General features: G+C 63.4%; 27 protein-coding genes, 3 tRNA genes and 1 pseudogene. 22 read left to right on the top strand and 9 right to left on the bottom strand.

Going from position 1 to position 25,627, the window contains the following annotated elements; genetic code table 11:
• Positions 1-40 precede the first annotated feature (40 nt).
• The 6 genes from aroA (at position 41) to NO357_RS06200 (ending at position 4,867) form a co-directional block, all read left to right on the top strand.
• Entirely contained in the window at positions 41-1,390 is a 1,350-nt protein-coding gene (aroA, locus tag NO357_RS06225) for a 3-phosphoshikimate 1-carboxyvinyltransferase (RefSeq protein WP_306734739.1), read from the top strand.
• Between the two features lie 127 nt (positions 1,391-1,517).
• A complete protein-coding gene (locus NO357_RS06220; RefSeq protein WP_306734738.1) occupies positions 1,518-2,132 on the top strand; it encodes a hypothetical protein in 615 nt (204 codons plus the stop codon).
• Between the two features lie 33 nt (positions 2,133-2,165).
• Positions 2,166-2,678, top strand: a complete 513-nt coding sequence (locus tag NO357_RS06215) for a hypothetical protein (RefSeq protein ID WP_306734737.1) — start codon at positions 2,166-2,168, stop codon at positions 2,676-2,678.
• Between the two features lie 34 nt (positions 2,679-2,712).
• Positions 2,713-3,327: a (d)CMP kinase gene (cmk, locus tag NO357_RS06210; protein ID WP_306734736.1), complete on the top strand. Its 615-nt coding sequence runs from the start codon at positions 2,713-2,715 to the stop codon at positions 3,325-3,327.
• Positions 3,324-4,322, top strand: coding sequence for an aldo/keto reductase (locus NO357_RS06205; protein ID WP_306734735.1), 999 nt, complete (start codon positions 3,324-3,326; stop codon positions 4,320-4,322). Before cmk ends, NO357_RS06205 begins: the two co-directional genes overlap by 4 nt.
• A 32-nt stretch (positions 4,323-4,354) precedes the next feature.
• On the top strand, positions 4,355-4,867 hold the full coding sequence (locus NO357_RS06200) for a hypothetical protein (protein ID WP_306734734.1): 513 nt from the start codon (positions 4,355-4,357) through the stop codon (positions 4,865-4,867).
• A gap of 20 nt (positions 4,868-4,887) precedes the next feature.
• Here NO357_RS06200 and NO357_RS06195 read toward each other — a convergent pair whose 3' ends face one another.
• On the bottom strand, positions 4,888-6,444 hold the full coding sequence (locus NO357_RS06195; RefSeq protein WP_306734733.1) for an AMP-binding protein: 1,557 nt from the start codon (positions 6,442-6,444) through the stop codon (positions 4,888-4,890).
• 114 nt (positions 6,445-6,558) lie between these two features.
• Between NO357_RS06195 and NO357_RS06190 the strand changes: the two genes are divergently transcribed.
• From NO357_RS06190 to NO357_RS06120, 15 genes and pseudogenes are all read left to right on the top strand, one after another.
• Positions 6,559-7,086, top strand: a complete 528-nt coding sequence (locus tag NO357_RS06190; RefSeq protein ID WP_306734732.1) for an SRPBCC family protein — start codon at positions 6,559-6,561, stop codon at positions 7,084-7,086.
• A 383-nt stretch (positions 7,087-7,469) separates the two neighbouring features.
• Positions 7,470-9,146, top strand: coding sequence for a 30S ribosomal protein S1 (rpsA, locus tag NO357_RS06185; protein ID WP_306734731.1), 1,677 nt, complete (start codon positions 7,470-7,472; stop codon positions 9,144-9,146).
• Between the two features lie 398 nt (positions 9,147-9,544).
• Positions 9,545-9,829 (top strand): integration host factor subunit beta, encoded by a 285-nt coding sequence (ihfB, locus tag NO357_RS06180; RefSeq protein WP_306734730.1) that lies wholly within the window; start codon positions 9,545-9,547, stop codon positions 9,827-9,829.
• A gap of 3 nt (positions 9,830-9,832) precedes the next feature.
• The gene (locus NO357_RS06175) at positions 9,833-10,186 is read left to right on the top strand and encodes a lipopolysaccharide assembly protein LapA domain-containing protein (RefSeq protein WP_306734729.1); all 354 of its coding nucleotides are present in this window, start codon (positions 9,833-9,835) and stop codon (positions 10,184-10,186) included.
• A gap of 81 nt (positions 10,187-10,267) precedes the next feature.
• Positions 10,268-10,909 carry a phosphoribosylanthranilate isomerase gene (locus NO357_RS06170; protein ID WP_376744351.1) on the top strand — a complete coding sequence of 214 codons (642 nt, stop codon included), beginning with the start codon at positions 10,268-10,270 and terminating at the stop codon, positions 10,907-10,909.
• Entirely contained in the window at positions 10,906-11,352 is a 447-nt protein-coding gene (locus NO357_RS06165) for a GNAT family N-acetyltransferase (RefSeq protein ID WP_306734727.1), read from the top strand. The genes NO357_RS06170 and NO357_RS06165 overlap by 4 nt, the downstream gene beginning before the upstream one ends.
• A gap of 382 nt (positions 11,353-11,734) precedes the next feature.
• Positions 11,735-12,988 carry a tryptophan synthase subunit beta gene (gene trpB, locus NO357_RS06160; RefSeq protein ID WP_306734726.1) on the top strand — a complete coding sequence of 418 codons (1,254 nt, stop codon included), beginning with the start codon at positions 11,735-11,737 and terminating at the stop codon, positions 12,986-12,988.
• Positions 12,989-12,991: 3 nt separating this feature from the next.
• The gene (locus NO357_RS06155) at positions 12,992-13,822 is read left to right on the top strand and encodes a hypothetical protein (RefSeq protein WP_306734725.1); all 831 of its coding nucleotides are present in this window, start codon (positions 12,992-12,994) and stop codon (positions 13,820-13,822) included.
• A 47-nt stretch (positions 13,823-13,869) separates the two neighbouring features.
• Positions 13,870-14,037: pseudogene (locus NO357_RS06150) on the top strand (tryptophan synthase subunit beta); the annotation flags it as partial.
• 180 nt (positions 14,038-14,217) lie between these two features.
• The gene (locus tag NO357_RS06145) at positions 14,218-14,703 is read left to right on the top strand and encodes a hypothetical protein (protein ID WP_306734724.1); all 486 of its coding nucleotides are present in this window, start codon (positions 14,218-14,220) and stop codon (positions 14,701-14,703) included.
• A 91-nt stretch (positions 14,704-14,794) separates the two neighbouring features.
• On the top strand, positions 14,795-15,331 hold the full coding sequence (locus NO357_RS06140) for a hypothetical protein (protein ID WP_306734723.1): 537 nt from the start codon (positions 14,795-14,797) through the stop codon (positions 15,329-15,331).
• Between the two features lie 38 nt (positions 15,332-15,369).
• Positions 15,370-15,897, top strand: coding sequence for a helix-turn-helix transcriptional regulator (locus NO357_RS06135; protein ID WP_306734722.1), 528 nt, complete (start codon positions 15,370-15,372; stop codon positions 15,895-15,897).
• Positions 15,898-16,191: 294 nt separating this feature from the next.
• Positions 16,192-16,264: transfer RNA gene (locus NO357_RS06130), tRNA-Leu, on the top strand.
• Between the two features lies 1 nt (position 16,265).
• Positions 16,266-16,350 (top strand) — tRNA-Leu (locus NO357_RS06125).
• Between the two features lie 409 nt (positions 16,351-16,759).
• Entirely contained in the window at positions 16,760-17,908 is a 1,149-nt protein-coding gene (locus tag NO357_RS06120; RefSeq protein WP_306734721.1) for a slipin family protein, read from the top strand.
• A gap of 232 nt (positions 17,909-18,140) precedes the next feature.
• Here NO357_RS06120 and NO357_RS06115 read toward each other — a convergent pair whose 3' ends face one another.
• The 6 genes from NO357_RS06115 to NO357_RS06090 form a co-directional block, all read right to left on the bottom strand.
• Positions 18,141-18,518 carry a DUF2237 family protein gene (locus NO357_RS06115; RefSeq protein ID WP_306734720.1) on the bottom strand — a complete coding sequence of 126 codons (378 nt, stop codon included), beginning with the start codon at positions 18,516-18,518 and terminating at the stop codon, positions 18,141-18,143.
• Positions 18,515-19,681 (bottom strand): serine hydrolase domain-containing protein, encoded by a 1,167-nt coding sequence (locus NO357_RS06110; RefSeq protein ID WP_306734719.1) that lies wholly within the window; start codon positions 19,679-19,681, stop codon positions 18,515-18,517. The genes NO357_RS06115 and NO357_RS06110 overlap by 4 nt, the downstream gene beginning before the upstream one ends.
• A 133-nt stretch (positions 19,682-19,814) precedes the next feature.
• The gene (pth, locus tag NO357_RS06105) at positions 19,815-20,513 is read right to left on the bottom strand and encodes an aminoacyl-tRNA hydrolase (RefSeq protein WP_306734718.1); all 699 of its coding nucleotides are present in this window, start codon (positions 20,511-20,513) and stop codon (positions 19,815-19,817) included.
• A 127-nt stretch (positions 20,514-20,640) separates the two neighbouring features.
• Positions 20,641-21,306 (bottom strand): 50S ribosomal protein L25/general stress protein Ctc, encoded by a 666-nt coding sequence (locus tag NO357_RS06100; protein ID WP_306734716.1) that lies wholly within the window; start codon positions 21,304-21,306, stop codon positions 20,641-20,643.
• Between the two features lie 102 nt (positions 21,307-21,408).
• Positions 21,409-22,032 carry a hypothetical protein gene (locus NO357_RS06095; protein WP_306734715.1) on the bottom strand — a complete coding sequence of 208 codons (624 nt, stop codon included), beginning with the start codon at positions 22,030-22,032 and terminating at the stop codon, positions 21,409-21,411.
• Between the two features lie 3 nt (positions 22,033-22,035).
• A complete protein-coding gene (locus tag NO357_RS06090) occupies positions 22,036-23,199 on the bottom strand; it encodes an alpha-hydroxy acid oxidase (protein WP_306734714.1) in 1,164 nt (387 codons plus the stop codon).
• A gap of 128 nt (positions 23,200-23,327) precedes the next feature.
• Here NO357_RS06090 and NO357_RS06085 point away from each other — a divergent pair, with 128 nt between their 5' ends.
• Positions 23,328-23,765 (top strand): MaoC family dehydratase, encoded by a 438-nt coding sequence (locus tag NO357_RS06085; RefSeq protein WP_306734713.1) that lies wholly within the window; start codon positions 23,328-23,330, stop codon positions 23,763-23,765.
• A gap of 67 nt (positions 23,766-23,832) precedes the next feature.
• On the opposite strand, the gene NO357_RS06080 is transcribed toward NO357_RS06085, so the two are convergent.
• Positions 23,833-24,627 carry a phytanoyl-CoA dioxygenase family protein gene (locus NO357_RS06080; protein ID WP_306734712.1) on the bottom strand — a complete coding sequence of 265 codons (795 nt, stop codon included), beginning with the start codon at positions 24,625-24,627 and terminating at the stop codon, positions 23,833-23,835.
• A 907-nt stretch (positions 24,628-25,534) separates the two neighbouring features.
• Positions 25,535-25,609: transfer RNA gene (locus tag NO357_RS06075), tRNA-Glu, on the bottom strand.
• Positions 25,610-25,627 lie beyond the last annotated feature (18 nt).

Genomic DNA, 25,627 nt, shown 5'->3' with positions numbered 1-25,627 from the left:
TGGGATATCAGGCGTCAGCCGAAAACAGCGAGGATGTCCAATGTCCGCTCATGCCACCCCGATACCGATGATATCGCATCCCTGTGGCGCGCTGTCCGGCCAGGCCGAAGTGCCGGGCGACAAGTCGATCTCGCACCGCGCGTTGATCCTCGGCGCACTCTGTGTCGGTGAAACGGTGATTGCCGGGCTGCTTGAAGGCGAAGACGTTCTGGCCACGGCCCAGGCGATGCGCGACTTCGGCGCCGAGGTGACACGGGACAAGGACGGAACCTGGCATGTCAACGGTGTTGGCGTCGGCGGCTTCGCCGAACCTGCCACCGTGATTGATTGCGGCAATGCCGGCACCGGGGTGCGGCTGATCATGGGGGCGATGGCGACGCAGCCGATTACAGCGACGTTCACCGGCGATGCCAGCCTGAATTCGCGCCCCATGGCGCGGGTCACTGATCCGCTGGCGTTGTTCGGTGCGCGGGCGCTGGGGCGCTCGGGCGGGCGGTTGCCGATGACGATCGAAGGCGCGCGCGCGCCGGTGCCGGTGCGCTATACCGTGCCGGTGCCCTCGGCGCAGGTGAAATCGGCGGTGCTGCTGGCCGGGCTCAACGCCCCCGGCGAAACCGTGGTGATCGAGAAGGAGGCGACGCGCGATCATACTGAACGGATGCTTGCGGGGTTCGGCGCCGAGATTGCCGTTGACGATGCCGAGGAGGGCCGGGTGATCACGCTCAAGGGACGACCCGAACTGGCGCCGCAGACCATCGCGGTGCCGCGCGATCCGAGCTCTGCGGCCTTTCCGGTCTGCGCGGCGCTGATCGTGCCGGGCTCGGACGTAAGAGTGCCGGGAATCGGCCTCAATCCGACGCGCGCCGGGCTGTTCGAGACGCTGCGCGAGATGGGGGCCGATCTCAGCTACGAAAACCAGCGGGAGGAGGGCGGTGAGCCGGTCGCAGACCTGCGGGCGCGGTATTCGCCTGACATGACAGGTATCGAAGTGCCGCCCGCGCGCGCCGCGTCGATGATCGACGAATACCCGATCCTGTCGGTGGTGGCCGCGAATGCAACCGGTGACACCGTGATGCGCGGCGTCAAGGAACTGCGGGTCAAGGAAAGCGATCGGATCGAGGCGATGGCCCGCGGATTGCGGGCCAACGGTGTCGAGGTGGAAGACGGCGAGGACTGGTGGATCGTCAAGGGCTGCGGCGCGGGGCAGGTACCGGGCGGAGCGACGGTGGAGACCTTCCTCGACCATCGCATCGCGATGTCCTTCCTTTGCCTCGGCATGGCGGCGAAATCCCCTGTCGCGCTGGACGATGGCGCGCCGGTCGCCACCTCTTTCCCGATCTTCGAGCCGTTGATGGCGGGGCTCGGCGCCGATATCCGGCGGCAGGGCTGATCCGCCTGCGGCGAGAGGTCAGGCGGCGCCCGGGCCTGGCCTTTGTTAAACCGCTTTGCGAACAGGACCGGGATTCGCCCGCGGCCAAGGCGCGGCGGGACCGAAGCAAGACATGAAGGATCAAACGATGACCCGCACGATTTTCGCTCATCTCCAGCTCTGGGACCCGGTGGGTCAGATGAAAATCGACCCGGATCTGACCTATGGTGGGCAGACCATGCTGTTCGTGCTGGCGGCCGAGGACCTGGTTACGGGGATCGAGAAGCTGTTGCAGGCGGTGCAGGCCAAGGGGTTGGGTCTGGTCCGGCTGATGCATGCCGGCTTCACCGAGGATTTCGAGCCTGATCATTTCCCCTTCGAAGTCGATCTGGCGCCGATGATCAGGGACGCCGAGGAACTCGACAAGATCTGTGCCTTGCCGCCCGTCACCTTTTCTCCGAACACGCTGGTGACGCCGCTGGAAGTGACGGTGGCGATCCTCGATCTCGCCGCCGACAAAGGCACGGGCGGTGCCCTGACCCTGGCGGCGATCCAGGGCAGCGTGGCGGCGGCCCTGCCCAGGCTTCTCGACCATATCCGGTCCCAGGGCCTGGCGGTGCGGTCGATCGAAGACGTCAAGGATGCCACCGAGCACAGCGAAGGCTATGGCTTCGAGATCGGCATCGAGGACCTGGTGAACAAGGCGCGCGAAACCGACGGACCGGTCTTCAGCGAAGCCATGAGCTATGGCGCCGCAGGCTAGGCGGCCGGTCCGCTGGCTGCTAGAAGACGGGAGATGATGCGTCGCCTGCTCTATATCCTGCTGAGCCTCGCCACCTGGGGGCTTTTTGTGGTCATGGCGCTGTGGTCCTTGCCCGAGATCAAGACCGAGGCCGACGGTAAGATACCGTTTGACCTGCGGCCTTTCGGTTATTCGGCGGCTGAAGCCGAGGCGTTCCTCAACGCGCTGTCAGACGAAGGCCGGGTGTTCTACGCCGAAATCCAACATGGTTTCGACGCGCTGTTTCCCGCGCTGTTGCTGGTCTGGGCCGCCTGGACGGTCTGGGCGCTGTTTCGCGGGCCGGCGCGTTGGGGGGTGATGGCGCTCGCGGTGCTCGGTTGCGTGGCCGATTACGCCGAGAACGCCACCGTGGCGCAGCTGCTCGACGGGTTCCAGGCGCAGCTCGCGGCGACCGCGTCGCGCTGGACCATGCTGAAATCGGCGACCTGGACGGTGGTTTACCTGGCGATCCTGTGGGGGGTGTTCGGGCTGATCCGGCGCAGGGTTTTCAATCGCGGCGCTGGCTGATAACCGGTTGGGGTCTCAACTGGCGGAGCATCTCATGCGTTTCACGGTGGCCATCGACGGGCCCGCGGCGGCGGGCAAGGGCACGGTCTCGAAGGCCGTGGCGGCTCATTTCGGCTTTGCGCATCTCGATACCGGCCTGCTGTACCGTGCGGTGGCGGCGAAAGTGCTGGTGGGCGCCGACCCGGTGGCTGCCGCCAAGGCGTTGACCGCCGAGGACCTGACGGGCGATCTGCGCACGCCGGCGGTGGCACAGGAGGCCAGCCGCGTGGCCGTGATCCCCGAGGTGCGCACGGCGCTGGTGGACTTTCAGCGCGCCTTTGCTGCACGCGCTGGCGGGGCTGTGCTCGATGGGCGCGACATCGGCACGGTGATCTGTCCCGAGGCCGAGGCCAAGCTGTTCGTCACCGCCAGTGCCGAGGTGCGTGCCGAACGTCGCTTTCTGGAGCTTCAGGGCAACGGTCTCGACGTGACCCGTGCGGGCGTGCTCGCCGACGTGCAGGAGCGCGACGCCCGCGACAGCGAACGCAGCACCGCGCCCCTGAAACCAGCATTGGACGCGGTGGTGATCGATACATCCGACATGAGCATAGACGAGGCGGTGGCCGCGGCCATTGCCGTGATCGAAGAAAAACGGGGAGACAGGACATGAAAACGCGCAAGCTGGGGCAGACCGGACCGGAGATCGCTGCCGTAGGCTACGGTGCGATGAGCTTTTCGGATTTCTACGGCAAGACCACGGAAGAGGCCTCGCACGCGGTGCTCGACGCCATGCGCGACTGGGGTGTCAACCATATCGACACCTCGAACATCTACGGCATGGGCCGGTCCGAGGAATGGATCGGGTCGTACCTGGCGAAGAACCCGCAGGCCAAGGAAGACTTCGTCATCGCCACCAAGGCCTCGATCACCCGGGACGCCGACGGTAACCGGATCTACCGCAATGATCGGGCGCATCTGGAAGAGGAACTGGACAAAAGCCTGAAAAAAATGGGCGTGGAGCGGGTCGAACTGTTCTATGTGCACCGCCGCGACCCCGCGATGCCGATCGAGGAGGTGACCGAAGGTCTCGTCGAGATCATGAAGACCGGCAAGATCGGGTCCTTCGGCTTTTCCGAGATCGCGCCGTCCAGCCTGCGCCGGGCCGCCGCCGTGCATCCGGTGGCTGCGGTGCAGTCGGAATATTCGCTGCAGACCCGCTATCCCGAACTGGGACTGGTGCAGGCCTGTGCCGACCTGGGCACAGCGCTGGTCGCTTTTTCGCCGGTGGGCCGGTCGCTTCTGACCGATCACCCGCTGCCGAAGGAGGTGATCGGGGATCTGCCCTTCCTGGCCGGCAACGAGCGCTTCCAGGAGCCGAACCTGAGCGCCAACCTCGAGATCACCGATCGCTTCCGCGCGCTCGCGGCCGAGATCGGCGAACCCGCGGCGGCGCTGGCCAATGCCTGGCTGCTGGCCCAGGGTGATCACATCATCCCGATCCCCGGCAGCCGCAGTGTGGATCATTTCCGCGAATGCGTCCGCGGCGCCGAGATCGAGCTAAGTGCAGACGACCTCGCCCGCATCGACGCGGTGCTGCCGGTTGGCTGGTGCCATGGTGACCGCTACAATGCCGACCAGTGGATCGGGCCCGAGCGCTTTTGCTGAGCCCGTGCCTAGCTGCGATAGGAGGTAGAGGCATGCGCGTTGTCTTCGCGCTCGCTCTGTGCGCCACATTCGTCTCGTCGGCGGCGGCTCAGCAATCGCCCGAGTTTCCCCGCAAGAGCCGGTTCGTCATCCACCTGACCAGTTCGCAGTTTGTCAGCGGGTTTGGCGACTATCTCGTGCCACCGCTTTATGAGGCGTTTGTCGATACCGGGTTGATCAACGATGACGGCTCCAACGCCGATTATGCGGCCACGGTTCAGACCGGCTCGGATGTCGGCAAATGGTACGAAGTCGGGGACGATACGGCCTGGCTCTATCGGCGCACCGTGACGGTGGGGCTGTCTCCGGCCGATATCGATCTCGAACCAGGGGGCGAGCTGTCGCCGAGCTTCGCCGTAACTGTCGTGCTGTTGACCCCCAACCAGGACCGGGTCGACGAATTGAATTGCCTGATCACGCTGGCCACCCGCGAACTTGCCGCCCGCTACCGGCCCAAGGGCCATGTCACGGTCGACGGCAAGCGCTGCGCAAGACAGCCGGGTTGATGCGTCTGAAAACCTCGCGATCAGGCCCCGATCCGGTCGCGCAGGAAACGGCGCAGGATCTTGCCTGAGGCGGATTTCGGGATCTCGTCCACCGCCTCCAGCACGCGGACCTGCTTGTAATGCGCCAGACGGTCTTCGAGGTAGGCCTGCACCTCCTCCAGTGTCGGCGCGCTCTGACCCGGCGCGGCGACGACGAAGGCCATCGGCAGCTCGCCCGCCTCGTCGTCGGGCTTGCCGATCACCGCCGCGTCGGCAATCGCGGGATGGGTCAGCAACTCGGCTTCAAGTTCCGCTGGGGCGACCTGGAAACCCTTGTATTTCACCAGCTCCTTGAGCCGGTCGGTGATGTAGAGATAGCCGTCCTCGTCGAAATGGGCGATGTCGCCGGTCCTGAGCCAGCCGTCCTCGACGATGGTCTCGGCGGTGGCCTGCGGGTTGTTCAGATAGCCCTTCATCACCTGCGGCCCGCGCACCCAGAGCTCGCCATCCTCGCCCGGGGCCATGTCCTCAAGCGTTTCGGGGTTCACGATCCGGCTTTCGGTGTTCGAGATGTTGACCCCCGAGGCCCCCGGCTTGCCCTTGCCATAGGGAGAGATATGGCTGACCGGGCTCAGCTCGGTCATGCCGTAGCCCTGCGTCGCGCTGGTGCCCAGCCGCTGGCCCATCGCCTCGGCCACATCGGCGCCCAGGGGCGCGGCGGCGGAATTGATCTGGATGACATGCGAGAGGTCGTAGGAGTCGACCAGCGGATGCTTGGCCAACGCCAGCGCCACCGGCGGCACGATCCACAGCCGCGCGGTTTTGTAGTCGCAGACCAGCTTGAGATACATCTCCAGATCGAAGCGCGGCATCGTCACCAGCCCACCGCCGCCGGCGAGATAGATGTTCTGTAACACCTGCAGCCCGTAGATGTGGAAGAACGGCAGGAAGGCGACCGTCAATTCCTTTTCGCCGACATCGGCGGGCACCAGCGACTGGTCGATATTCACCACCAGGTTCTGGTGGGTCAGCATCACGCCCTTGGGCAGGCCCGTCGTTCCGCTGGAATAGGGCAGGGCGACCACGTGGTCGACGACGTCTACCGGGCATTGCTCTTCCATCGGCGGGCCCATCAGCTCCGACAGCGGCACCATGCCCTCGGGGGCGTCGCCGATGATAACAATCTCGGTCACATCGGTGCCCTTGATCGCCTCCTTCGCGGTGTCGGCGAACATGGCGATGGTGACCAGCACATCGGCGTCGGCATCCTTGAGCTGGTGGTTGACCTCATGCGCGGTATAGGTCGGGTTGATCGTGGTTACGGTGCCGCCCGCCCAGGCGCTGGCATGGAAAACCATGCAATATTCCGGGATATTGGGCGCCATCAGCGCCAGCACTTTGCCCGCGCCCCAATTTCGCGCCGTCAGGCCACCGGCCAGCGATTTGACCCCGCCGATGAACTGCGCGCCCGTCACTTCACGGCCCGAAGGACCGTCGATCAGGATCGCCATGTCCGGGTCGATGCCTTCGAAGACGCGCTGGGTGACGGTCTTATCGGTCAGTTCGACGTCCGGAAAAGTGCTCGTGTAAATGGTCATGTGCAATCCTCCCTTAGGGGGAGATTACACCGGGGTTTCTTAATGCCAACCCGTTTTTCCAACCCGCGGCTGCTATGGTTGACTAAGATCAACGACAGATCCCGGCGCACGTATATGACGAACGCACATGAAAAAGGGCACGTCGTGATCAAGATTGCCACGCAAACCTGCGTTCCGGGTCTGACGGGTCGGGACATCACCGAGTTCCTGATGACTTGTGATACCCGGCGCTACCAGGCGTGGTGGCCGGGCACGCATCTGAGGTTCTTCACACGCGATGGCGGACCCGGCCATGTGGGTAGCCGGTTTTTCATGGATGAATATGTTGGCAGGCATCGGGTGCGGGTCGGCGGACGGGTAATTGAGCTCGATCCGGGGCGCAGGCTCGTCTTGAAGCTGTCCCGCTTCGTGCCGTTGCCTGTCTGGCTGACACTCGATTTGCGCGATACCGACGACGGCGTCGTGATCCGGCACGAAATTGCCGCCGGGTTTCGCGGCGCTGGCCGGGTTTTCGATCCGCTCTTCCGGCTCCATTTCAACCGCCGTTTCGCGACGGACATGGACGCGCATGTGCGCGAAGAGTTTTCGCGTCTGCCGGCCCTGCTGGCGACGGAACGGGCGGCCTCTGGCGCGATAGGGTAACCGCCGCTGGTTCCCAATTGTGTTGGTCGGCAGCTGCAAGGCGCCGGGCCAGACAGACAGCCGGGAACACTGAACAGCCGGGAACACTGGCATTACTTTTTCGGTCGGGCGTCCGTTCCGGAAACCGCGGTGTCTCGGCGGGAAACCTCCGTTCCTCGGTCCCGCCCCGCCGCTGTTGAGCTTTCGCCCTTGCGCCGCAGGCGTGAACCCCCTATGAAGCGCGCGTCGACAAGGCGGAACCGCCATAGAACGAAGAGATGAGCAGGGTCGGACAACCACCGGCCCTCTTTGTTTTCAAGGCCCGTCTGACCAACGAAACCTGTGAAGACCGGCGGAGACAACCGCGCGGCCCGAAAAAACCGAAAAAAGGAACTGAACGCCACATGGCAAACACGATGGAAGAGTTTGAAGCACTCCTGAACGAAAGCTTCGAAATGGACACGCCCGAAGAGGGGTCTGTCGTCAAGGGCAAGGTCATCGCGATTGAAGCGGGACAAGCCATCATCGACGTCGGCTACAAGATGGAAGGCCGCGTCGAGCTCAAAGAATTCGCAAATCCCGGAGAAGCCCCCGAAATCGCCGTCGGCGATGAGGTCGAGGTCTACCTGCGCTCGGCTGAAAACGCCCGCGGCGAAGCCGTCATTTCGCGCGAAATGGCCCGCCGCGAGGAAGCCTGGGACCGTCTGGAAAAAGCCTATGCCGGCGACGCCCGCGTCGAAGGTGCCATCTTTGGCCGCGTCAAGGGTGGCTTTACCGTCGATCTCGGCGGTGCCGTGGCCTTCCTGCCCGGCAGCCAAGTCGATGTGCGCCCCGTGCGCGACGCTGGCCCGCTGATGGGTCTGAAACAGCCGTTCCAGATTCTGAAAATGGACCGTCGCCGTGGCAACATCGTTGTCTCGCGCCGCGCCATCCTGGAAGAGAGCCGCGCCGAACAGCGTGCCGAGGTGATCGGTAACCTCACCGAAGGCCAGACCGTTGACGGCGTGGTCAAGAACATCACCGAATACGGTGCGTTTGTTGACCTCGGCGGTGTTGACGGCCTGCTGCACGTCACCGATATGGCATGGCGGCGCGTGAACCACCCCTCCGAGATCCTGTCGATCGGCGAAACCGTCAAGGTTCAGGTCATCAAGATCAACAAGGAAACCCACCGCATCAGCCTCGGCATGAAACAGCTGCAGGATGATCCGTGGGATCTGGTGGGCGCCAAGTTCCCGCTGGGTTCGGTCCACAAGGGCCGCGTCACCAACATCACCGACTACGGTGCGTTTGTTGAGCTGGAACCCGGTGTCGAAGGCCTGGTGCACGTCTCGGAAATGTCCTGGACCAAGAAGAACGTCCATCCCGGCAAGATCGTTTCGACCAGCCAGGAAGTCGACGTCATGGTGCTGGAAATCGACGCCGCCAAGCGTCGCGTGTCGCTGGGTCTCAAACAGACCATGCGCAACCCGTGGGAGGTCTTTGCCGAGACCCATCCCGAGGGCACCGAGGTCGAGGGCGAGGTCAAGAACATCACCGAGTTCGGCCTGTTCGTCGGTCTCGACGGCGATATCGACGGCATGGTCCACCTCAGCGATCTCAGCTGGGACGAGCGCGGCGAAGACGCGATCCAGAACTACAAGAAGGGCGACGTGGTCAAAGCTGTCGTCTCGGAAGTGGACGTCGAGAAAGAGCGCATCTCGCTCTCGATCAAGGCACTGGGTGGCGACAAGTTTGCCGAGGCCATCGGCGGCGTGAAGCGCGGGTCGATCATCACCGTGACCGTGACCGCGATCGAGGATGGCGGCATCGAGGTGGAATACGAGGGCATGAAGAGCTTCATCCGCCGCTCGGATCTCAGCCGTGACCGCGCCGAACAGCGCCCCGAGCGTTTCTCGGTCGGCGACCATATCGATGTCCGTGTCACCAACGTGGATTCGAAATCGCGCCGTCTTGGCCTCTCGATCAAGGCCCGCGAGATCGCCGAAGAGAAGGAAGCCGTGGAACAGTATGGCAGCTCGGATTCGGGCGCCTCGCTGGGCGACATCCTCGGCGCCGCGCTGAAGTCCGACGAAGACTGATCGCGACGACCGAGACCAGAAAGTTTGCGATGGGCCCCGCGCGATGCGCGGGGCCTTTTCGTTTGCACCCGTGGTCCACTGCAATCCCGGTTTGAGCGGGCGGAACAATGCGTGGGTAAGCCATCGCGGCCATCGGCACAGGTGCAATCCAGACCTGTCGCGAGTGAATGGATTTCCACACCGAATCAAAGGCTTCGCCGCAGTGCGGCGGAACGGGTCAATTCCGCGTCCGGTGCCAAAATGCCCGGCCTTTCCGCGAAAACCCGCCGCAATTGACGGATTCAGACCCTGAATCGACGGCCCGGGGCCAAGCTTTGCGGTTTCTCAAAGCCACAATTGTTCCTATAGTCATGCACAAGTCTGCGCATGAAAAAACAATTCCTGGGGAGAGTGATCCGATGATCCGTTCGGAACTGATACAGAAAATTGCCGATGAGAATCCGCATCTCTATCAGCGCGATGTCGAGCGGATCGTGAACACCATCTTCGAAGAGATCACCGATGCCATGTCCCGCGGCGACCGTGTCGAGTTGCGCGGCTTCGGGGCGTTCTCGGTGAAAAAGCGCGACGCCCGCGTCGGCCGCAACCCCCGCACCGGCGAGGCGGTGCAGGTCGAGGAAAAACATGTTCCCTTCTTCAAGACCGGCAAGCTCCTGCGCGACAGGTTGAACGGGAAAGCCTGAGCCATGCGCTATGTCCGTTACGGCTTTCTCGGTGCGCTGGCCGTCATCCTGATCTCGGTGGCGATGGCCAACCGGGGCGCGGTCCAACTGCGGCTCTTTCCCGAAGAGTTGGGCGCACTTCTGGGGCTCAACCGCTCGGTCGAGTTGCCGCTTTTCATCGTCATCTTCATCAGCATCATCGCTGGCCTGCTGATCGGCTTTGTCTGGGAGTGGCTGCGCGAACACCGGCACCGTGCCGAAGCCGCACGCAAGGCCGGCGAAGTGCGCCAACTCAAGCGCGAGATGAGCCGGATGAAAGGCACCACCGACAAGGGCGAACCCGACGAGGTGCTGGCGATCCTCGACGAGGCCAGCTGAACCGGCAGTCGGTCGGGGCAGGGCGCAGGGCCGGGTTTCCGCCCCTTTCTTGTGCTGGGTTTTTTGCGTATGTCGGCAGGCATGGAAATCAAAGTGAAAATCTGCGGCCTGACGCGGCCGGAAGATGTGACCGCCGTGGCCAAGGCCGGCGCGGCGTATTGTGGCTTTGTGTTCTTTCCCAAGTCGCCCCGCAACCTCGACCTCGCAACGGCAAAATCACTTGCGCTCGCCGTGCCGGCGGGGCTCGCCAAGGTGGCGCTGGTGGTGAATGCCGACGACGCCCGCCTCGAACAGATCACCGCGGCGGTGCCGCTCGACATGCTCCAGTTGCACGGGACGGAAAGCTTCGACCGCGTGGCCGAGATCCGCGCCCGCTATGGCCTGCCAGTGATGAAGGCGGTGGGCGTCGCCGACGAGTCGGACTTGCCGGCGCTTGAGGAATATGGCCGCGTCGCCGACCAGATCCTGGTCGACGCCAAGCCACCGAAAGGGGCCGACCGTCCCGGTGGCAACGCCATCGCCTTCGATTGGCGGCTGATCGCCGGGCGGCGCTGGCCGGTGCCGTGGATGCTGGCCGGTGGGCTGACGCCCGAGAACGTGACCGAGGCGATCCGTTTGACCGGCGCGCGCCAGGTCGACGTGTCTTCTGGTGTCGAAAGCGCGCCGGGGGTGAAGGATCCCGCCCGCATCCGCGCTTTCGTCGAAGCGGCCCGGCGCGCATGAAGTTCCGCCCGGCCTTGCGCGACGACGTGCCCGCGATCGTGGCCATGCTGGCCGACGACATGCTGGGAGCCAAACGCGAGCTTGACGGACTCGACGCCTACTACGCTGCCTTTGACGCGATGCAGGCGGAAGGCAACAACCGGATCTATGTCGGCGAAGACGACCGCGGCGCGATCGCTGCCACTTACCAGCTGACCTTCATATCCGGGCTCAGCCTGGCGGCCGCACGGCGGGCGCAGGTGGAATCGGTGCGCGTCGCCGGGCACCTCCGAGGCCAGGGTGTGGGCAAAGAGATGTTCGCCGATATCGAGGCCCGCGCCCGCACTGCCGGTTGCCGGCTGATCCAGCTGACGATGAACGCGCAGCGCACCGACAGCCACCGGTTCTACGAGGCACTGGGGTTCGAGGCCAGTCATGTCGGTTTCAAACGCTATCTCGATTAGCGGAGCGTAAACCGGGATCGCTCATCTTGCGCGCATGACGCAGCCGCACGCGACCGTTGCACCAGAACTGGATGCGTGACGTGTTTTCCTCGCGCGATGCCATCCGTGGAGGTGTCATCAAGCGCCAGGTCCGGGATGCAGAACGCCCCGTCGGTCGCGACGTCTTTCCGGCCGAGGTGGCACGACGCGGTCGGCAGGCGCCGGAAAACGGTTACCATATCATCGTCTGCTGCGGCCGAACCCATTCGTCGTGTTTGGGCCGCGCCCATGCGGGCGGCCGCCTGACGCGCGCCTTCGCATTCGCGCCACTGGCGTTTCGGCTTCTATTGCTCCTGACCTTTCTTGCGATTACACCGGCCCCAAGCAATTGGGAGGCACCATCATGGCCGACGATCTTTTCAACAGCTTCATGAACGGACCCGACGAGAAGGGCCGGTTCGGCAAGTTCGGCGGGCGCTTCGTCAGCGAGACGCTGATGCCGCTGATCCTCGAGCTCGAGGCCGAATATGACAGGGCCAAGGACGACCCAAGTTTCTGGGCCGAGATGGACGATCTCTGGAAGCACTATGTCGGCCGACCCAGCCCGCTCTATTTCGCCGAGCGCCTGACCGAGCATCTCGGCGGCGCAAAGATCTATCTCAAGCGCGACGAGCTCAACCATACCGGCGCCCACAAGATCAACAACGTGCTGGGCCAGATCATCCTCGCCCGACGCATGGGCAAGACCCGGATCATCGCCGAAACCGGCGCCGGCCAGCATGGTGTGGCCACCGCCACCGTCTGCGCCAAGTTCGGGCTGAAATGCGTGGTCTACATGGGCAAGCACGATGTCGAGCGCCAGGCGCCCAACGTCTTCCGCATGCGCCTTCTGGGCGCCGAGGTGATCCCGGTGACCTCCGGTCGCGGCACGCTGAAGGACGCGATGAACGACGCGCTCAGGGACTGGGTCACCAATGTGCGCGACACGTTCTACTGTATCGGCACGGTGGCCGGTCCGCACCCTTACCCGGCGATGGTGCGTGATTTCCAGTCGATCATCGGCAAGGAGGTACGCTGGCAACTGGCCGAGCAGGAAGGCGAAGGCCGCCTGCCGGACACCGTGATCGCCGCCATCGGCGGCGGCTCGAACGCGATGGGCCTGTTTTTTCCGTTCCTCGACGATCCGTCGGTGCGGATCATCGGCGTCGAGGCTGGCGGCAAGGGCGTCGATGAAAAGATGCAGCACTGCGCCTCGCTGACCGGCGGGCGGCCCGGCGTGCTGCACGGCAACCGCACCTACCTTCTGCAGGACGATGACGGCCAGATCCTCGAAGGCTTCTCGATTTCGGCCGGTCTCGACTATCCGGGCATCGGGCCGGAGCATTCCTGGCTGCATGAAACCGGCCGCGCCGAGTATGTCAGCATCACCGACAAGGAGGCGCTTGAGGCGTTCCAGCTGTCCTGTTCGACCGAGGGCATCATTCCCGCGCTCGAGCCGTGCCACGCGCTGGCCCACGTGATGAAGATCGCCCCGGATCTGCCGAGCGACCACATCATCGTCATGAACATGTGCGGCCGTGGGGACAAGGACGTGCAGACGGTGGCCAAACATCTGGGCTTCGACATGTCCGATACCGAAGGGCGCGAGGTGGGGTAACGCATGCCACTTGCCTTGGACGATCCAGCTTGGGGCACTTTGCCCGACGCGTATGGCCACACAGAGACCGGTCAACGAATTGCCAGGTTGACAGAACAATGGGACGCTGAGGAGGCTAATGACCTTTTTTGGTCCTGTCTCTGTCATCAAGATACTCTTTATCCTGCGACCTTCGCTGCATTACCTCATATTGTTGCCCTTGGCGGCGATTTGACTGGCAAGCCCCGGCGCGACATAGCTGGATTCCTGGGTTATGTCGGGCATGTCGCCCAACAACCAATTCACGTTTGTGGTGGAATGTTTGACACGCCGTGGACAGAGAACCCTGCGCAGTGGAAAAACAAGGGGTTGGAAAGCATTCTACCCGAAGCTTTGGCGCTGTTTCCTAGGATCGCTGAGTTGGAAGAAATCGCCTTCCTCGAGGAAGAAGATGAGTCGGCCTACCATCATGCTGCAGGTTTTCTCGCGGCTCACGGGTTTGATGATTTGGCGAGTTTTATCCTGTGTCGCGAAAACGGATCGTTCGTGTGTGATAGTTGCGGCAGGCTGCACGAATGGATTCTGTTCGGAGACCGCATCGCCTATTATGACGACGTGAGCCAAAATGATTACGGTGGAATGATCGTGGAGGACGTGAGCCTAATTGATTGGAAACAGGGTGCGCCTGACCACGCCGCCGGCTTTGCCGTGCCGCGCGTTCTTTCCGATCCGGCACTTGATTGCCTGCGGGTCCTATTGGCAAAACGTGCCGATCCGATCACCGCGGCATTGGCGAGATTCTGGCGGTCGGGCATCGGATGTGCGACCTGCGACTGGACTGGAGAACTGTCCTAGCGGAGCAGTCACGATGGACCGCGCTTGCGGTCGGACATACCGAAGAACTCGAGTTCTGCCGCGCGCTGGCGCATGTGATGAAGATCGCCCCCGGTCTGCCCAGCGACCACATCATCGTGATGAACATGTGCGGCCGCGGCGACAAGGATATCTTCACCGTGGCCAAGCACTTGGGCTTCGACATGTCGGATACCGAAGGCCGCGAAATGGACTAGCGACCGGCCCGCGGGCCGGCGTGCTGATTCACAGCGAATAAACCCGAGTTTAGCGTGATCAACCCGGCGCATATGGCGCCGGGGGATAAACCCGTGGTTCATGGCCCTGCACATCGCTGCAGTCATTCTTGGGGGCAGGTGCCGGTTCTAACCGGTGCATTACATGGAAAGGATACTCCAATGAAAACCACGTTTACGCTGCTCACAGTCTCGGCTTTTGCCGGTGCCGCACAGGCGCTGACCCCGGCCTCGATCGAAACCGGCCCCACGGATCCTGGCTTTACCGTTTCCCCGCAGCTGAAGACCGAAACGGCGATCCGGTCGGATCAGACCCCGTCCTGGCAGGGCGGGATTGAAATGGCCGAGCGCGATTCCTACGAACAGAACGAGGATGATCACCGGGAACACGGCAACACCGACTCCAGCAGCGGGTCAGACGATGACGGGCCTGGTCATGACGCCAACGATGACCATGGTGAAGACCACTCTGACGACCACGCTGACGACCGCGGAGAGGATGATCACGGCGAAGGCCATGACGGACATGGCGAAGGTGGAGGTGACGGCGAAGGCGACGGCGAAGGCGACGGCGACGGCGAAGGTGAAGGTGAAGGCGAAGGTGAAGGCGACGGCGAAGGCGGCGAGGGCGACGGCGGCGACGACTGAGCCTTGCTTGAAATCTCGCTGAAAAGGGTGAGACTGGCGAAACCACCCGGCCCGGACTCCGGGCCGGGTTCTGTGCAGTTGGAGAGCGATGTTGAATAGGCTCAAATTCCTGATGGTGTGTCTGGCCGTTGCCCTGGGGACGGCCCTGCCGGCGTCGGCCGACCAACTGACCAATTCCATTGTGGCTCAACTCAAGGACCAGGGCTACACGCATATCGTGATTTCGCGTACCTTCCTCGGTCGTGTCCGTTTCGAAGCCACAGGCAAAGGCAGCAAGCGCGAAATCATCGTCAACCCACGCACCGGGGAAATTCTGCGCGATTACGCAAAAAATCTGACGAAAGACCGCAAGCAACCAACCATCCTCGGTCCGGCGCGGGATACCGGCGCTGTCGCCAAGTCGCCGGACAGCGAGGACGAGGCGGAGGACAGCACGGGCGAGGCGGCCGAAGGCGACGGGGACGATTCGAGCGACGGGGCCGGTGAGAGTGACAGCCAAGGCGAAGGGGACAGCGAAGGCGAAGGGGACGGCGAAGGCGAAGGGGACGGCGAAGGAGAAGGAGACGGCGAAGGCGAGGGCGAAGGAGAAGGAGAAGGCGAAGGCGAAGGGGACAGTGGTGACGATTGATCGGCGTCTTCGGGGCGGGCGCGAGAAGGGAGTGATCCGTGCCCAATACTAGCCTCGTCATCACAATCGTTATCATCCAGGCGGTCTGCGCGGTTTTCTTCGTGTCCGATATCGTGCTCTCCGTGCTGGGCATCCGGGCGCATCCGATCAGTTGGCAGACCCGCGAGTTTCTTGAAATCGGCGCGGCCTTGGGCCTCATCCTCGGCGTGGTGCTGGGTTGGGTGGCCTTCCGTCGCACCTGGGCCCGAACCCATCGCGCCGAACAGCAACTGCGTGCCGCCTCAGGCGCGTTCATGGAACTTCTGGAAGAACATTTCGACGACTGGAGCCTGACCCCGGCCGAGCGCGACGTGGCGCTGTTTTCGATCAAGGGCCTGTCGGTCGCTGATATCGCTGCGCTGCGCGGCACCTCGGAAGGAACCGTCAAGGCCCAGACCAACGCGATTTACCGCAAGGCCGGCGTGTCGGGACGGCCGCAACTTCTGAGCCTGTTCATCGAGGATCTGATGGGTGACGGTCTCCTGCCGCAGCAGACAAACCCGCCACGCCCCCGTGCAACTGGCTGACCGGCCGGACGGATTTTGAAATTTCCTGAAAGCGAGGACAGACAGGAACCGGGCAACCTGGCCGAAACAGTGCCGTTTCCGTCTCTAAAGTTGCGCAGATGTGAAATATTGTTGCGGGCGCATCACGCTTGTTTCCGCTAACATCGCGCCCGGTTGAGCGAATCCATCGCGCCGGACTATCCAGCGCTCCCGGCCCGAGCGGACCGGACCCTAGCGGGCGGAGGTGCACACTCCCCCGGTGCGGGCGGCGCTGCCGATCCCGTATGCCAGGGCCGCGATGCGATGGTTGGACAAGGCTTTGTAGCTCAAGGGTAGAGCAGCAGACTTAGAATCTGTTGGTTGGGGGTTCGAATCCCTCCCTAGCACTACTGAATGTGGCGAAATGGTTGACGCGCATCGTTTAGGACGATGTGTCCTGAAGAGGACGTGCGGGTTCGAGTCCCGTCATTCAATCAAACGCTCGAAAGAGCACCGGCCTTTTAAGCCGGTCCGCGAAAGCGGTCCACAAATCGGGTTCCGGGGTTGCCCCAGCAGGGGTGGCTCTGACGCCGGGCGCGCCCTGCGGGGGGCAAACGGCAACGGTCCCGCCGCTGCTCTGGCCCTGTGCCGGAGCAGGGGATGACGGTTCCGCCGGGCTTCGTCCCGTGGCGGTGTGTGCCAACACGCCCCCCACGCGCCGATCCTCTGCGGCCCCTCTCGCCGCTCTCCCGCGCACGGTCATGGCGCGGGGCGGCCCCGGCGCCTTTCCAACGCCCTGGCAGCGGGGCATCACACCTGTCACCCATCCGGGTGCAACCAACTGAAACCAAAAGGAGATCGCACATTGCGACGACGATAGGACGAGACGAAAAGGAGACGAAACATGGTACATATCGTACATCGACTGATCGACCGGCTGACCGGGCATGCCCGCGTCACCATCATGGAAACCGAGCGTATGCTGGTGCTGCGCGACGGGCGGATCGACGCGATCCTCGGCCCCGGCGAGCACCGGATCAAGCGGCGTAATGTCGTGCGCGAGGTCCACGATCTGAACCGTCTCCGTTTCGTGTCGCCCTATGAACGGGCGCTGTTCCGGACCCGTCCGGAGCTGGCCGAGTCGCATCTGACGGAAGTACGGGCCGCGCCCGGCGAGGTCGTGATCCTGCACCGCGACGACCGCCCGCACGAGGTGCTTCTGCCCGAAACCCGGGCGGTCGTCTGGATTGACGCGGGCCCGTGGGAGGCCGAGCGCCACGCCGTGGACGAGCGGCTGACCGTGCCGCCCGCGCTGATGCGCCGGCTGGTGCGGGTCGGGCTGACCGCTGGCTTCAACACCGTCGAGGTCGAGGAGGGCCATGTCGGCCTTCTGAGCGTCGACGGGGTGCGGCTGGCGGAACTGTCGCCCGGGACCCACGGGTTCTGGAAGCTCGGCCGCCACGTGGCGGTCAAGCGGGTTGACCTGCGTCACCGCACCCATGAGGTGACCGGCCACGAGATACTGACCAAGGACCGCGTGACCATCCGTGTCAACCTGACGGCGAGCTTTCGGGTCACCGATCCGGTCAAGGCCACCACGGCGGTGAAGGACTTCGAAGAAGCCCTGCACCGGTCGCTGGCCCTGGCCTTCCGCAAGACGCTGGGGGCGCTGACGCTCGACCGGCTGCTGGCGGACAAGGTCACGGTCGACGTCGAGGCCGCCGAGAAGGTCCGTGCCGAGATGGCCGGGATCGGCATCGAGGTGGGAGAGATCGCGCTCAAGGACGTGATCCTGCCCGGCGAGATGCGCGAGATCCTGACCTCGGTGGTCGCGGCTGAGAAAGCGGCCGAGGCCAATGTCATCCGGCGCCGGGAAGAAACGAACGCGACCCGTTCGCTTCTGAACACCGCCAAGGTGATGGCCGAGAACCCGGTGATGCTGCGGCTGAAAGAGCTGGAAGCTCTGGAGGCCATCGCCGGCAAGGTCGAACGGCTGACCGTGCACAACGGTACCGAAGGCCTGCTGACCGATCTGGTGAAACTGCGGGACTGAAAAAGAACCGGCCCGGGGGGAAACTCCCGGGCCGGTTCATTTGTGGCGGGGTTGGGTGAAATCAACTGCGGTGTTTGTAATGCGGGTCAGAGGGCATTGCCCGACCGCGGATGGGCGTTGCCGGATCTGTGGTCTTCGATTTATGGCTCAGCCGCGTCCGACATGGCGCTGCCCGGGCCGCTTCGCGGCTGTTCCGGGCATGGGCCGGAAAAGCCCACGCCCGGCGCAGACCTTATTCGACCGCATGCGCCTGCAGCACGTCCATCGGCACCACCTCGAGCGCCCGTGCGTGTGTAGCCGCCAGCCGCACTTGCGGCCCGCAGCCTTCATCCGCTGCCTGCAGGAACCGCCCTGCGCAGACGCACCACTGATCGCCTGGCCTCAAGCCGGGAAACCCCCATTCCGGCCGCGGCGTGGTGAGGTCGTTACCAACGTATTTCTCGTAGGCCAGGAACTCGGCGGTCATGATGCAGCACACCGTGTGGCTGCCGAAATCGGTGTCGCAGGTGTTGCAAAACCCGTCACGGAAATACCCGGTCAGCGGCTCGCGCGAGCACGGCGCCAACACTCCGCCCAGCACGTTCACGGGTTTTTCGGGCTCAGCTTTCATTGCACCGCCTCCGTCAGCTTGCGGAACATCGCGATATTGCTGTCATGCGCGCCCGGATCGCGAAACCTTCTGTCGGCCCCGTTGGCGGCGATCACCACGCCATGGGCACGGTCGACATAAATGTACTGGCCATAAATTCCACGGGCATAGACCTCGCCGTTGCGCGCGTCTTTCGGCATCCACCATTGATAGCCGTATTGTTCCGCCTCGGCCGGGGTCCGGGCCGAGGGAGTGGTCGAGACTTCCAGCCAGTCCGCGGGCACCACCTGCCGCCCTTGCCAGACGCCGCCCTGCAGCACCATCTGACCGAAGCGGGCATAGTCGCGGGTGGTCAGGTTCAGCCCGCCCAGCACGAAGGCGGTCTCGTAGCCGTCAGCAACGAAATAGGGATCCGCCTCGAACCCCATGAAATCGATCAGCTTGTCCTGCATCAGCTCGGGGATGCGCCGCCCGGTGGCGCCCCGGATCACCATGCCGATCACGTGGGTGTCGATCGAGACATACTGCCAGGCCTCGCCCGGCCGGCTTTGGGATTCGGTCAGCGCCTCGGTGAAGCCGTCCATCGAGGCGCCGAGCGCGATTACCCGGCCCATTCTGTTGATATCGCTCCAGAAATCCAGATAGTCTTCGTTGAAGGTGATACCGCTCGACATCTGCAACACGTTGCGGATGCTCGCCTTGTCATAGGCCGACCCGGCCAGGCCGGGGGCATATTTCGTGACCGGGTCGTCCAGCGAGGCGATCGCGCCTTCGTCCAGCACGATGCCGAAAAGCGCCGAGAGAAAACTCTTCGCCACCGACCAGGAAATCCGCCGGTCTTCCGGGCCGGTGCCGAGGTGATAGCTCTCATGCCGGATCGCACCGTCCTTCATCACGATCAGCGCGGTTACGGCGCGATCCTGCAGCCAGCGGTCGAACCCTTCGGGCGGCACCATTGTCGTGGTTTTCGGCAGTGGGCTGACGGGCCCCGGTCCGCGGCGCATCGGCAGGGTGTGGAACATGCTGTTCATGTTGCTGAAGTTGCGAACAATTTTTTCTTTTGAAAACAGAGAGTTGACGGCCATCACGCGGGTGATCTCGTCGCGTTTCCAGGTCCAGAACACCACGCCCACAACCACCACCAGCAGCATAAGCCGCCCCAGCCATCTGCCAATCGTCCGCATCCCGCGCCCCGAACAAAACCCCGTTGCCGGCAGTCAAGCACGCGACCGCCTATCTTGGCAACTCAGCCGTTTCAGCGTGTCCAGAGGCCATGAAGTGAAGTCCCGGCCAGTCACGGGAAAGCCGCCACCAAGGTTAGCGGAATTTGTCGACCAGCTTCTGCAACGGCGAGCGCGCGTCCGGCGCGGTGTCCGGCTCGACGGGTGTCGCGGCCGGTTCCGGCGGCTGCGACGCCGGCGCGGTTTTCGCAGCGCCCGACGACCGCGGCGGGTTCACCCTGAGCGCCACTGCGTTCATGAACCGCCCGCTGTCGCCCGCCGCCAGGTCGGTGGCCCCGTCCGAGACGCCGCGCAGCACGTCGTCGAGCCAGTCCTGCTCGGCCTTGGCGAAATCGCTCAGCACGTAGGCCGACACCCGGTCCCTGTGACCTGGATGTCCGATACCCAGCCGGACACGCGTGTATTCCGCCCCGATATGGCCGTGGATCGAGCGCAGCCCGTTATGGCCGGCATGGCCGCCGCCCTGTTTCACCCGAACCTTGCCGGGCGCCAGGTCAAGTTCGTCATGGAACACCACCACGTCCTCAGGGGTGAGCTTGTAGAACCGCATCGCCTCGCCCACTGACTGACCCGAAAGGTTCATGAAGGTTTCGGGTTTCAGCAAGAGCACCTTCTCGGTTCCCAGCCGCCCCTCGGTGATCACGCCCTGGAATTTCGATCGCCACGGGGGAAACCCGTGGTCTTCGGCAATCCGGTCGACCGCCAGGAAGCCGATATTGTGGCGATTCCTCGCGTATTTCGCGCCGGGGTTTCCGAGGCCGACAAAAAGCTGCATGTGTACGCCTTTGCGAGCGATGTTGCGCCTGATTTACGCGGGCGGCGCCTGCAGATCAATGAGGACCGACGAAAAACGCGGCTCCGATCCCGGAGCCGCGCCTCGATTTGCAGCGATACAGAGGGGGTTATTCCTCGGTTTCGGCCTCGGCCTCGGATTCGGCCACGGTTTCCACTTCGTCTGCGGCCACCTCTTCGCCTTCTTCCTCTTCTTCCGCGCGCAGGCTCGACGGGGCCGAGATGTTGGCGATGACGATGTCGCGGTCGACGGTCGGGCGCGCGCCTTCGGGCAGCGGGATGTCCGACAGGTGAACGATATCGCCCACTTCCAGGCCGGTCAGGTCGACCACAACCTGTTCGGGGATATCGCCGGCGATCACGCTCAGCTCCACCTCGGGGCGCACAATGGTCAGAACGCCGCCCTTCTTGATGCCGGGGGCTTCTTCTTCATTCTGGAAATCAACGTGGATGAAGATGTTGAGACGCGAGGTGCGCTTGAGCCGCAGCAGGTCGATATGGGTGGGCAGATCCTTGACCACGTCGCGCTGCACGTTCCGGCAGATCACGCGCACGTCGTCCTCGCCGTCGACCTTCAGGTTCCACAGCGTCGACACGAACCGTCCGTCTTTCAGCTTCTTGAACAGCACGTTGAAGGGGATTTTGATGGGAAGCGGGTCGGCTTCGCCACCGTAAACGATGCCGGGTACCATGCCATCGCGGCGTGCTTGACGAGCGGCGCCCTTGCCTGTCCCCGTCCGTACCTCGGCGTGAAGATCCGGGATCTTACCTGCCATGTTTTTTCTCCTAAGATGAGGCGGGCATCCTCCAAGGCTGTATGCCCGCGTGAAGCGTGGCGCATAGCCGGAATCGGAGGGCTTGGCAAGGGCTTTGGCGACTCAATCCTCGAGCAACTGCCGCAGATGTCCGCCGGCCGCTTTCACCCGGTCGTAAAGGGCGAATTCCTTTTCCCGGGCGGCGCGGAACCTGGCCTCGACCTCCGGGTCGAGCGGTGCCTCGATGTTGGGCGAGACGTTGTATTGCTTGAGCTCCAGTTTGCGCTTGAACCGCTCTTCGAGAAAGCCGCGGATCAGAGGCTGAGCGTCATAGGCGAAAAGGTGATGCACCGGCACCTGGCCGCGGCGCATGATCAGGAAACCTTCCTGGCTGCCCACCTTGGCGCATTCCGGCGGCTCTTTCAGCAAGGCCGCTTCGATGAAGTCGTCAAACGTCATCGCCGCGGTCGACGCCGGCTTGCCCCGGATCTCGTCGCGGGCCCGATAGCGGTACCAGCTGCGCATGTGGTCGATGGGTTGGCGGATCACCGCCATGCGCTCCGGCGTCAGCCCGTAAGCGCTTTTCAGGAACGGCCCCAGCTTGCGGTGAAAGAACGAGGCGTTGGCATGTTTGCGCCGCCCCGCGAAGATGATGTCCGCGCGCCGTTTCAGCGCCATTTCATACGCGGTGGTACCGGTTTTCGGCACCGCCAGCAGGGCCAGATTTTCCCGGAAGAAGACCAGCATGGCTTATTGCCAGCGGCCCTCGAAGCCTTCCGGCACCAGCATGATGTCGCGGTTGATCTGGTCGGTGGTCTTGATGCCGCAGAACGCCATCGAAAGGTCCATCTCGCGCTGAATGACCTCCAGCGCCTTGGTCACACCGTCCTCGCCCATCGCGCCCAGACCATAGATGAAGGCGCGGCCGATATAGGTGCCCTTGGCCCCCAGCGCGAGCGCCTTAATCACGTCCTGGCCCGACCGGATGCCGCTGTCGAGATGCACCTCGACCTGATCGCCGACCACGTCCATGATGCCCGGCAGGGCGCGGATCGACGACAAGGCACCGTCCAGCTGTCGCCCGCCGTGATTGCTGACCACGATCGCATCGGCGCCGACCTTCAGCGCCATCCTGGCATCTTCCGGGTCGATGATGCCTTTCAGGATCACCTTGCCGCCCCATTGTTCTTTCAGCTTCGCCACCTTTTCCCAGTCGAGCGTCGGGTCGAACTGCTCGGCCGTCCAGGCGCCCAGATCGGCCAGATCGCTGACCCCCTGGACATGGCCGACGATATTTCCGAAATGCCGCCGCTTGGCGCCGGCCATGCCGAGATCCCAACGCCATTTTGTCGCCAGGTCCCACAGCAGGCGCGGCGAGATCTTGGGCGGGGCGCTGAGCCCGTTCTTGAGATCCTTGTGGCGCTGGCCGAGGATCTGCAGGTCGAGCGTGATCACCAGCGCCGAGCAGTTCGCCGCCTTCGCCCGTTCGATCAGGCGCGAGGTGAAGTCGGTATCCCGCATGGTGTAGAGTTGGAACCAGAACGGCTTGGTCGTCGCCTCGGCTACGTCCTCGATCGAGTTGATCGACATGGTCGAAAGCGTGAACGGCACACCGAACTTCTCGGCCGCGCGCGCCGCCTTGATCTCGCCGTCGGCATGCTGCATGCCGGTCGATCCCACCGGCGCCAGCGCCACTGGCATCGTCACGTCCTCCCCGATCATCTGCCCCGCAGTCGAGCGACCGGTCATGTCGACCGCCACGCGCTGGCGGAAATAGAGCTTGTCGAAGTCCGAGCTGTTCTCGCGGAAGGTCTGTTCGGTCCAACTGCCGCTTTCGCAGTAGTCATAGAACATTTTTGGCACCCGGCGCTTGTAAAGGCGCTTGAGGTCTTCGATTTCGGTGATGACGGGCATGGAGTGGCTCCCAATGTGGTAAAATTTCTTTACCAATCCCCGAAATGTGACGCAACGGATAATTGGTGCCGGCCTCAAACCATGGGCATAGTCGGTCACAGACACGGGCTTTGGCAAGGGAGGGCTGCATGTATTTCGATGATCTGCCGGTGGGGTTCAGCCATGAAACCGCAAGTGCGACGTTCACCGAACACGAGATCATCGAGTTTGCACGGAAATACGACCCGCAGCCCTTCCACACCGACCCCGAAGCGGCCGCCGCCTCGATCTACGGCGGCATCATCGCCAGCGGCTTCCAGACCCTGATCGTGGCCTTTGATCTGATCCTCGGCTCCGGCGTCTGGACCGAGGCCTCGATGGGCTCGCCCGGTCTCGACGAGGTGCGCTGGAAGTTGCCCGTCCGTCCCGGCGACAGCATCCGTGTGCGGATGACGGTCACGGCATCCGAACCCTCGAGTTCGCGTGCCGACCGTGGCCGCACCACGATCTTCTACGAGATCCTCAACCAGAAGGACGAGATCGTGTCCAGCTATTACGCCGTGCAGCTTTTGAAACGGCAGATCTGAGCGCCCAAGAGTTTCTGGAAATCCTTGCCAGGGCTCTTCGCAGAGTGTTGTCCGCCGGGCCGTTGCCTCAACGCCGATAGATCACCGGGAACCAGTCCTCGCGCAGCCGCTGCCCCGCCACCATGCCGTGATCGGGGAAGGGCGGCGAGGTTCGCCCCGGTCGCTCGACATAGCGCGCATCGTCACCCACCAGCCGCAGCGAGAACGCCCGCCGCCGTGTTTCGGATGTGTTGCCGCGCGCCCCGTGCAGGATGTCATAGTTGAAGGCGACCGCGTCACCCGGTTGCATGTCCCATTCCAGGATCTCCATGCCGTCCGCCTCGGGGTCGGGGACGGGCATGTAATCCTCGATATTGGGGAAATAGGCCTCCTCCTTGACCCAGCGCATCGGCAGAACCGGCTTTTCCCAGTTGTGCGAGCCCGGCACCATCCGGAGCGTCGCCTCGGACACCGGGTCAAGCGGCGACCAGAAGCTGATCGTCTGCTTGCCCTCGACGAAATAATAGGGTCCGTCCGTATGCCAGGGCGTGGCCAGCGAGGTGCCCGGCTCCTTGACCAGCACGTGATCGTGGAACAGCTGCACCGTCTCCGATCCCATCAGGTCGGCCGCCACCTCGGCTGCGGCGCTGTCGCGGATCACCTGCTCGAACTCGGGGATTCGTTGCCAGTTGCAGTAGTCATCGAAGAACCGCCCCGTCTCGCCAGCCTTCTCGTTCTCCGACGCATAAGGGCCGGGCGCTTCCATGTTGCGGTCCACGCCCTCGCGCAGGGTTTCGACATGGTCGGCAAAAAGCCCACGCACGAGGGCGACGCCGTCACGCTGAAAAGCGTCGATCTGGGCCTTGGTCAGAAGTGGATGCATGGCCTGTCCTTTTGCGAATGGAGTTTCGGCCCGACCCTGCCGCGCCGGGGCTGGACTGTCCATATCCATCGCGCCGATCCCTCGTTTTCGCGCGGGCAAAGTCCTTACACGCCGCAGGCTGTCGAGGCCTGTGGAAAAGTCCTGGGGATAAGTCGAAACTTGAAGTGAGAGCAATTGTTTGTCGCGCAAACCTCGGCGATCAATCCGTTTCTCAAACTGGGGATACGGCACCATCGCCCTGCCTGGCCCAGATCCCCCCGGAGTTCTCGTGCCGGCCGAAACCGGACAGCCCCCGAGGGGCTGCCAGCCAAAGGAAACGGGCGACCGAATCTGGCGCTCCAGGTGCATTATCCACAAGGTTATCCAGATGAAAACGTCGGGAAAACCACCGCGACCGCATCGGAACAATTGTGGAAATGCAGTTTTTTTGGCATGTAATCCACAGATCGGCGCTTTTCCTTTGTCATACTCAGACATCCTTTCCGGGTTGCTCACAAAAACGGTGCCCGATCCGGAAAGTGGTTTGTGGATAACTTTCCCGACCAAGTCTGGACGTCTGGCAGGGACCGCGCCCCGAACCCGGTTCAGGCGTGTGACGCAGGAATTTTCCCGTCAGATCGTACCCACATCGCAACGGGCAAACCCCCACCCCAAGGCCTTCGCGGCCATCAGAGAGTCCCCGAAACCCGTCCGCAAAGCCGGAAATATTTTCTAAATCAAAGGCTTGAAGCCTGCGGCTTATAGCCGAACTCAGCCGTCTGCCAACTTCGGCCAGGGCAAGTCGATGACGGGATTTCAAGGAGTTACACGGCAGTGCTTGCCATGCATTTCAAGGTCAATGCCACCACACAAACCCACCTCAGGCGGCTAAGCGCTGACCGATGTCCGGTGAATGTCGGTGAATTGGTGGTACCCCGTAGGGGAATCGAACCCCTCTTTCCAGGTTGAAAACCTGGCGTCCTAACCGATAGACGAACGGGGCATGACCCAGCCGTGAGGC

Source organism: Marimonas arenosa, from assembly GCF_030848945.1.
Classification (GTDB): Bacteria; Pseudomonadota; Alphaproteobacteria; order Rhodobacterales; family Rhodobacteraceae; genus Marimonas; species Marimonas arenosa.
This window is presented reverse-complemented; position numbering and strand designations above follow the sequence as displayed.

Excerpts from the sequence above, each read along its gene's own strand:
- NO357_RS06155 (WP_306734725.1), top strand. The coding sequence starts at position 12,992 with ATGCCACTTGCCTTGGACGATCCAGCTTGGGGCACTTTGCCCGACGCG.
- NO357_RS06165 (WP_306734727.1), top strand. The coding sequence starts at position 10,906 with ATGAAGTTCCGCCCGGCCTTGCGCGACGACGTGCCCGCGATCGTGGCC.
- cmk (WP_306734736.1), top strand. The coding sequence starts at position 2,713 with ATGCGTTTCACGGTGGCCATCGACGGGCCCGCGGCGGCGGGCAAGGGC.
- NO357_RS06215 (WP_306734737.1), top strand. The coding sequence starts at position 2,166 with ATGATGCGTCGCCTGCTCTATATCCTGCTGAGCCTCGCCACCTGGGGG.
- pth (WP_306734718.1), bottom strand. The coding sequence starts at position 20,513 with ATGCAGCTTTTTGTCGGCCTCGGAAACCCCGGCGCGAAATACGCGAGG.
- NO357_RS06145 (WP_306734724.1), top strand. The coding sequence starts at position 14,218 with ATGAAAACCACGTTTACGCTGCTCACAGTCTCGGCTTTTGCCGGTGCC.
- NO357_RS06115 (WP_306734720.1), bottom strand. The coding sequence starts at position 18,518 with ATGAAAGCTGAGCCCGAAAAACCCGTGAACGTGCTGGGCGGAGTGTTG.
- NO357_RS06110 (WP_306734719.1), bottom strand. The coding sequence starts at position 19,681 with ATGCGGACGATTGGCAGATGGCTGGGGCGGCTTATGCTGCTGGTGGTG.
- NO357_RS06095 (WP_306734715.1), bottom strand. The coding sequence starts at position 22,032 with ATGCTGGTCTTCTTCCGGGAAAATCTGGCCCTGCTGGCGGTGCCGAAA.
- NO357_RS06080 (WP_306734712.1), bottom strand. The coding sequence starts at position 24,627 with ATGCATCCACTTCTGACCAAGGCCCAGATCGACGCTTTTCAGCGTGAC.
- rpsA (WP_306734731.1), top strand. The coding sequence starts at position 7,470 with ATGGCAAACACGATGGAAGAGTTTGAAGCACTCCTGAACGAAAGCTTC.
- NO357_RS06205 (WP_306734735.1), top strand. The coding sequence starts at position 3,324 with ATGAAAACGCGCAAGCTGGGGCAGACCGGACCGGAGATCGCTGCCGTA.
- NO357_RS06085 (WP_306734713.1), top strand. The coding sequence starts at position 23,328 with ATGTATTTCGATGATCTGCCGGTGGGGTTCAGCCATGAAACCGCAAGT.
- NO357_RS06220 (WP_306734738.1), top strand. The coding sequence starts at position 1,518 with ATGACCCGCACGATTTTCGCTCATCTCCAGCTCTGGGACCCGGTGGGT.
- NO357_RS06120 (WP_306734721.1), top strand. The coding sequence starts at position 16,760 with ATGGTACATATCGTACATCGACTGATCGACCGGCTGACCGGGCATGCC.
- trpB (WP_306734726.1), top strand. The coding sequence starts at position 11,735 with ATGGCCGACGATCTTTTCAACAGCTTCATGAACGGACCCGACGAGAAG.
- NO357_RS06170 (WP_376744351.1), top strand. The coding sequence starts at position 10,268 with ATGGAAATCAAAGTGAAAATCTGCGGCCTGACGCGGCCGGAAGATGTG.
- NO357_RS06100 (WP_306734716.1), bottom strand. The coding sequence starts at position 21,306 with ATGGCAGGTAAGATCCCGGATCTTCACGCCGAGGTACGGACGGGGACA.
- NO357_RS06190 (WP_306734732.1), top strand. The coding sequence starts at position 6,559 with ATGACGAACGCACATGAAAAAGGGCACGTCGTGATCAAGATTGCCACG.
- NO357_RS06195 (WP_306734733.1), bottom strand. The coding sequence starts at position 6,444 with ATGACCATTTACACGAGCACTTTTCCGGACGTCGAACTGACCGATAAG.
- NO357_RS06175 (WP_306734729.1), top strand. The coding sequence starts at position 9,833 with ATGCGCTATGTCCGTTACGGCTTTCTCGGTGCGCTGGCCGTCATCCTG.
- ihfB (WP_306734730.1), top strand. The coding sequence starts at position 9,545 with ATGATCCGTTCGGAACTGATACAGAAAATTGCCGATGAGAATCCGCAT.
- NO357_RS06200 (WP_306734734.1), top strand. The coding sequence starts at position 4,355 with ATGCGCGTTGTCTTCGCGCTCGCTCTGTGCGCCACATTCGTCTCGTCG.
- aroA (WP_306734739.1), top strand. The coding sequence starts at position 41 with ATGTCCGCTCATGCCACCCCGATACCGATGATATCGCATCCCTGTGGC.
- NO357_RS06090 (WP_306734714.1), bottom strand. The coding sequence starts at position 23,199 with ATGCCCGTCATCACCGAAATCGAAGACCTCAAGCGCCTTTACAAGCGC.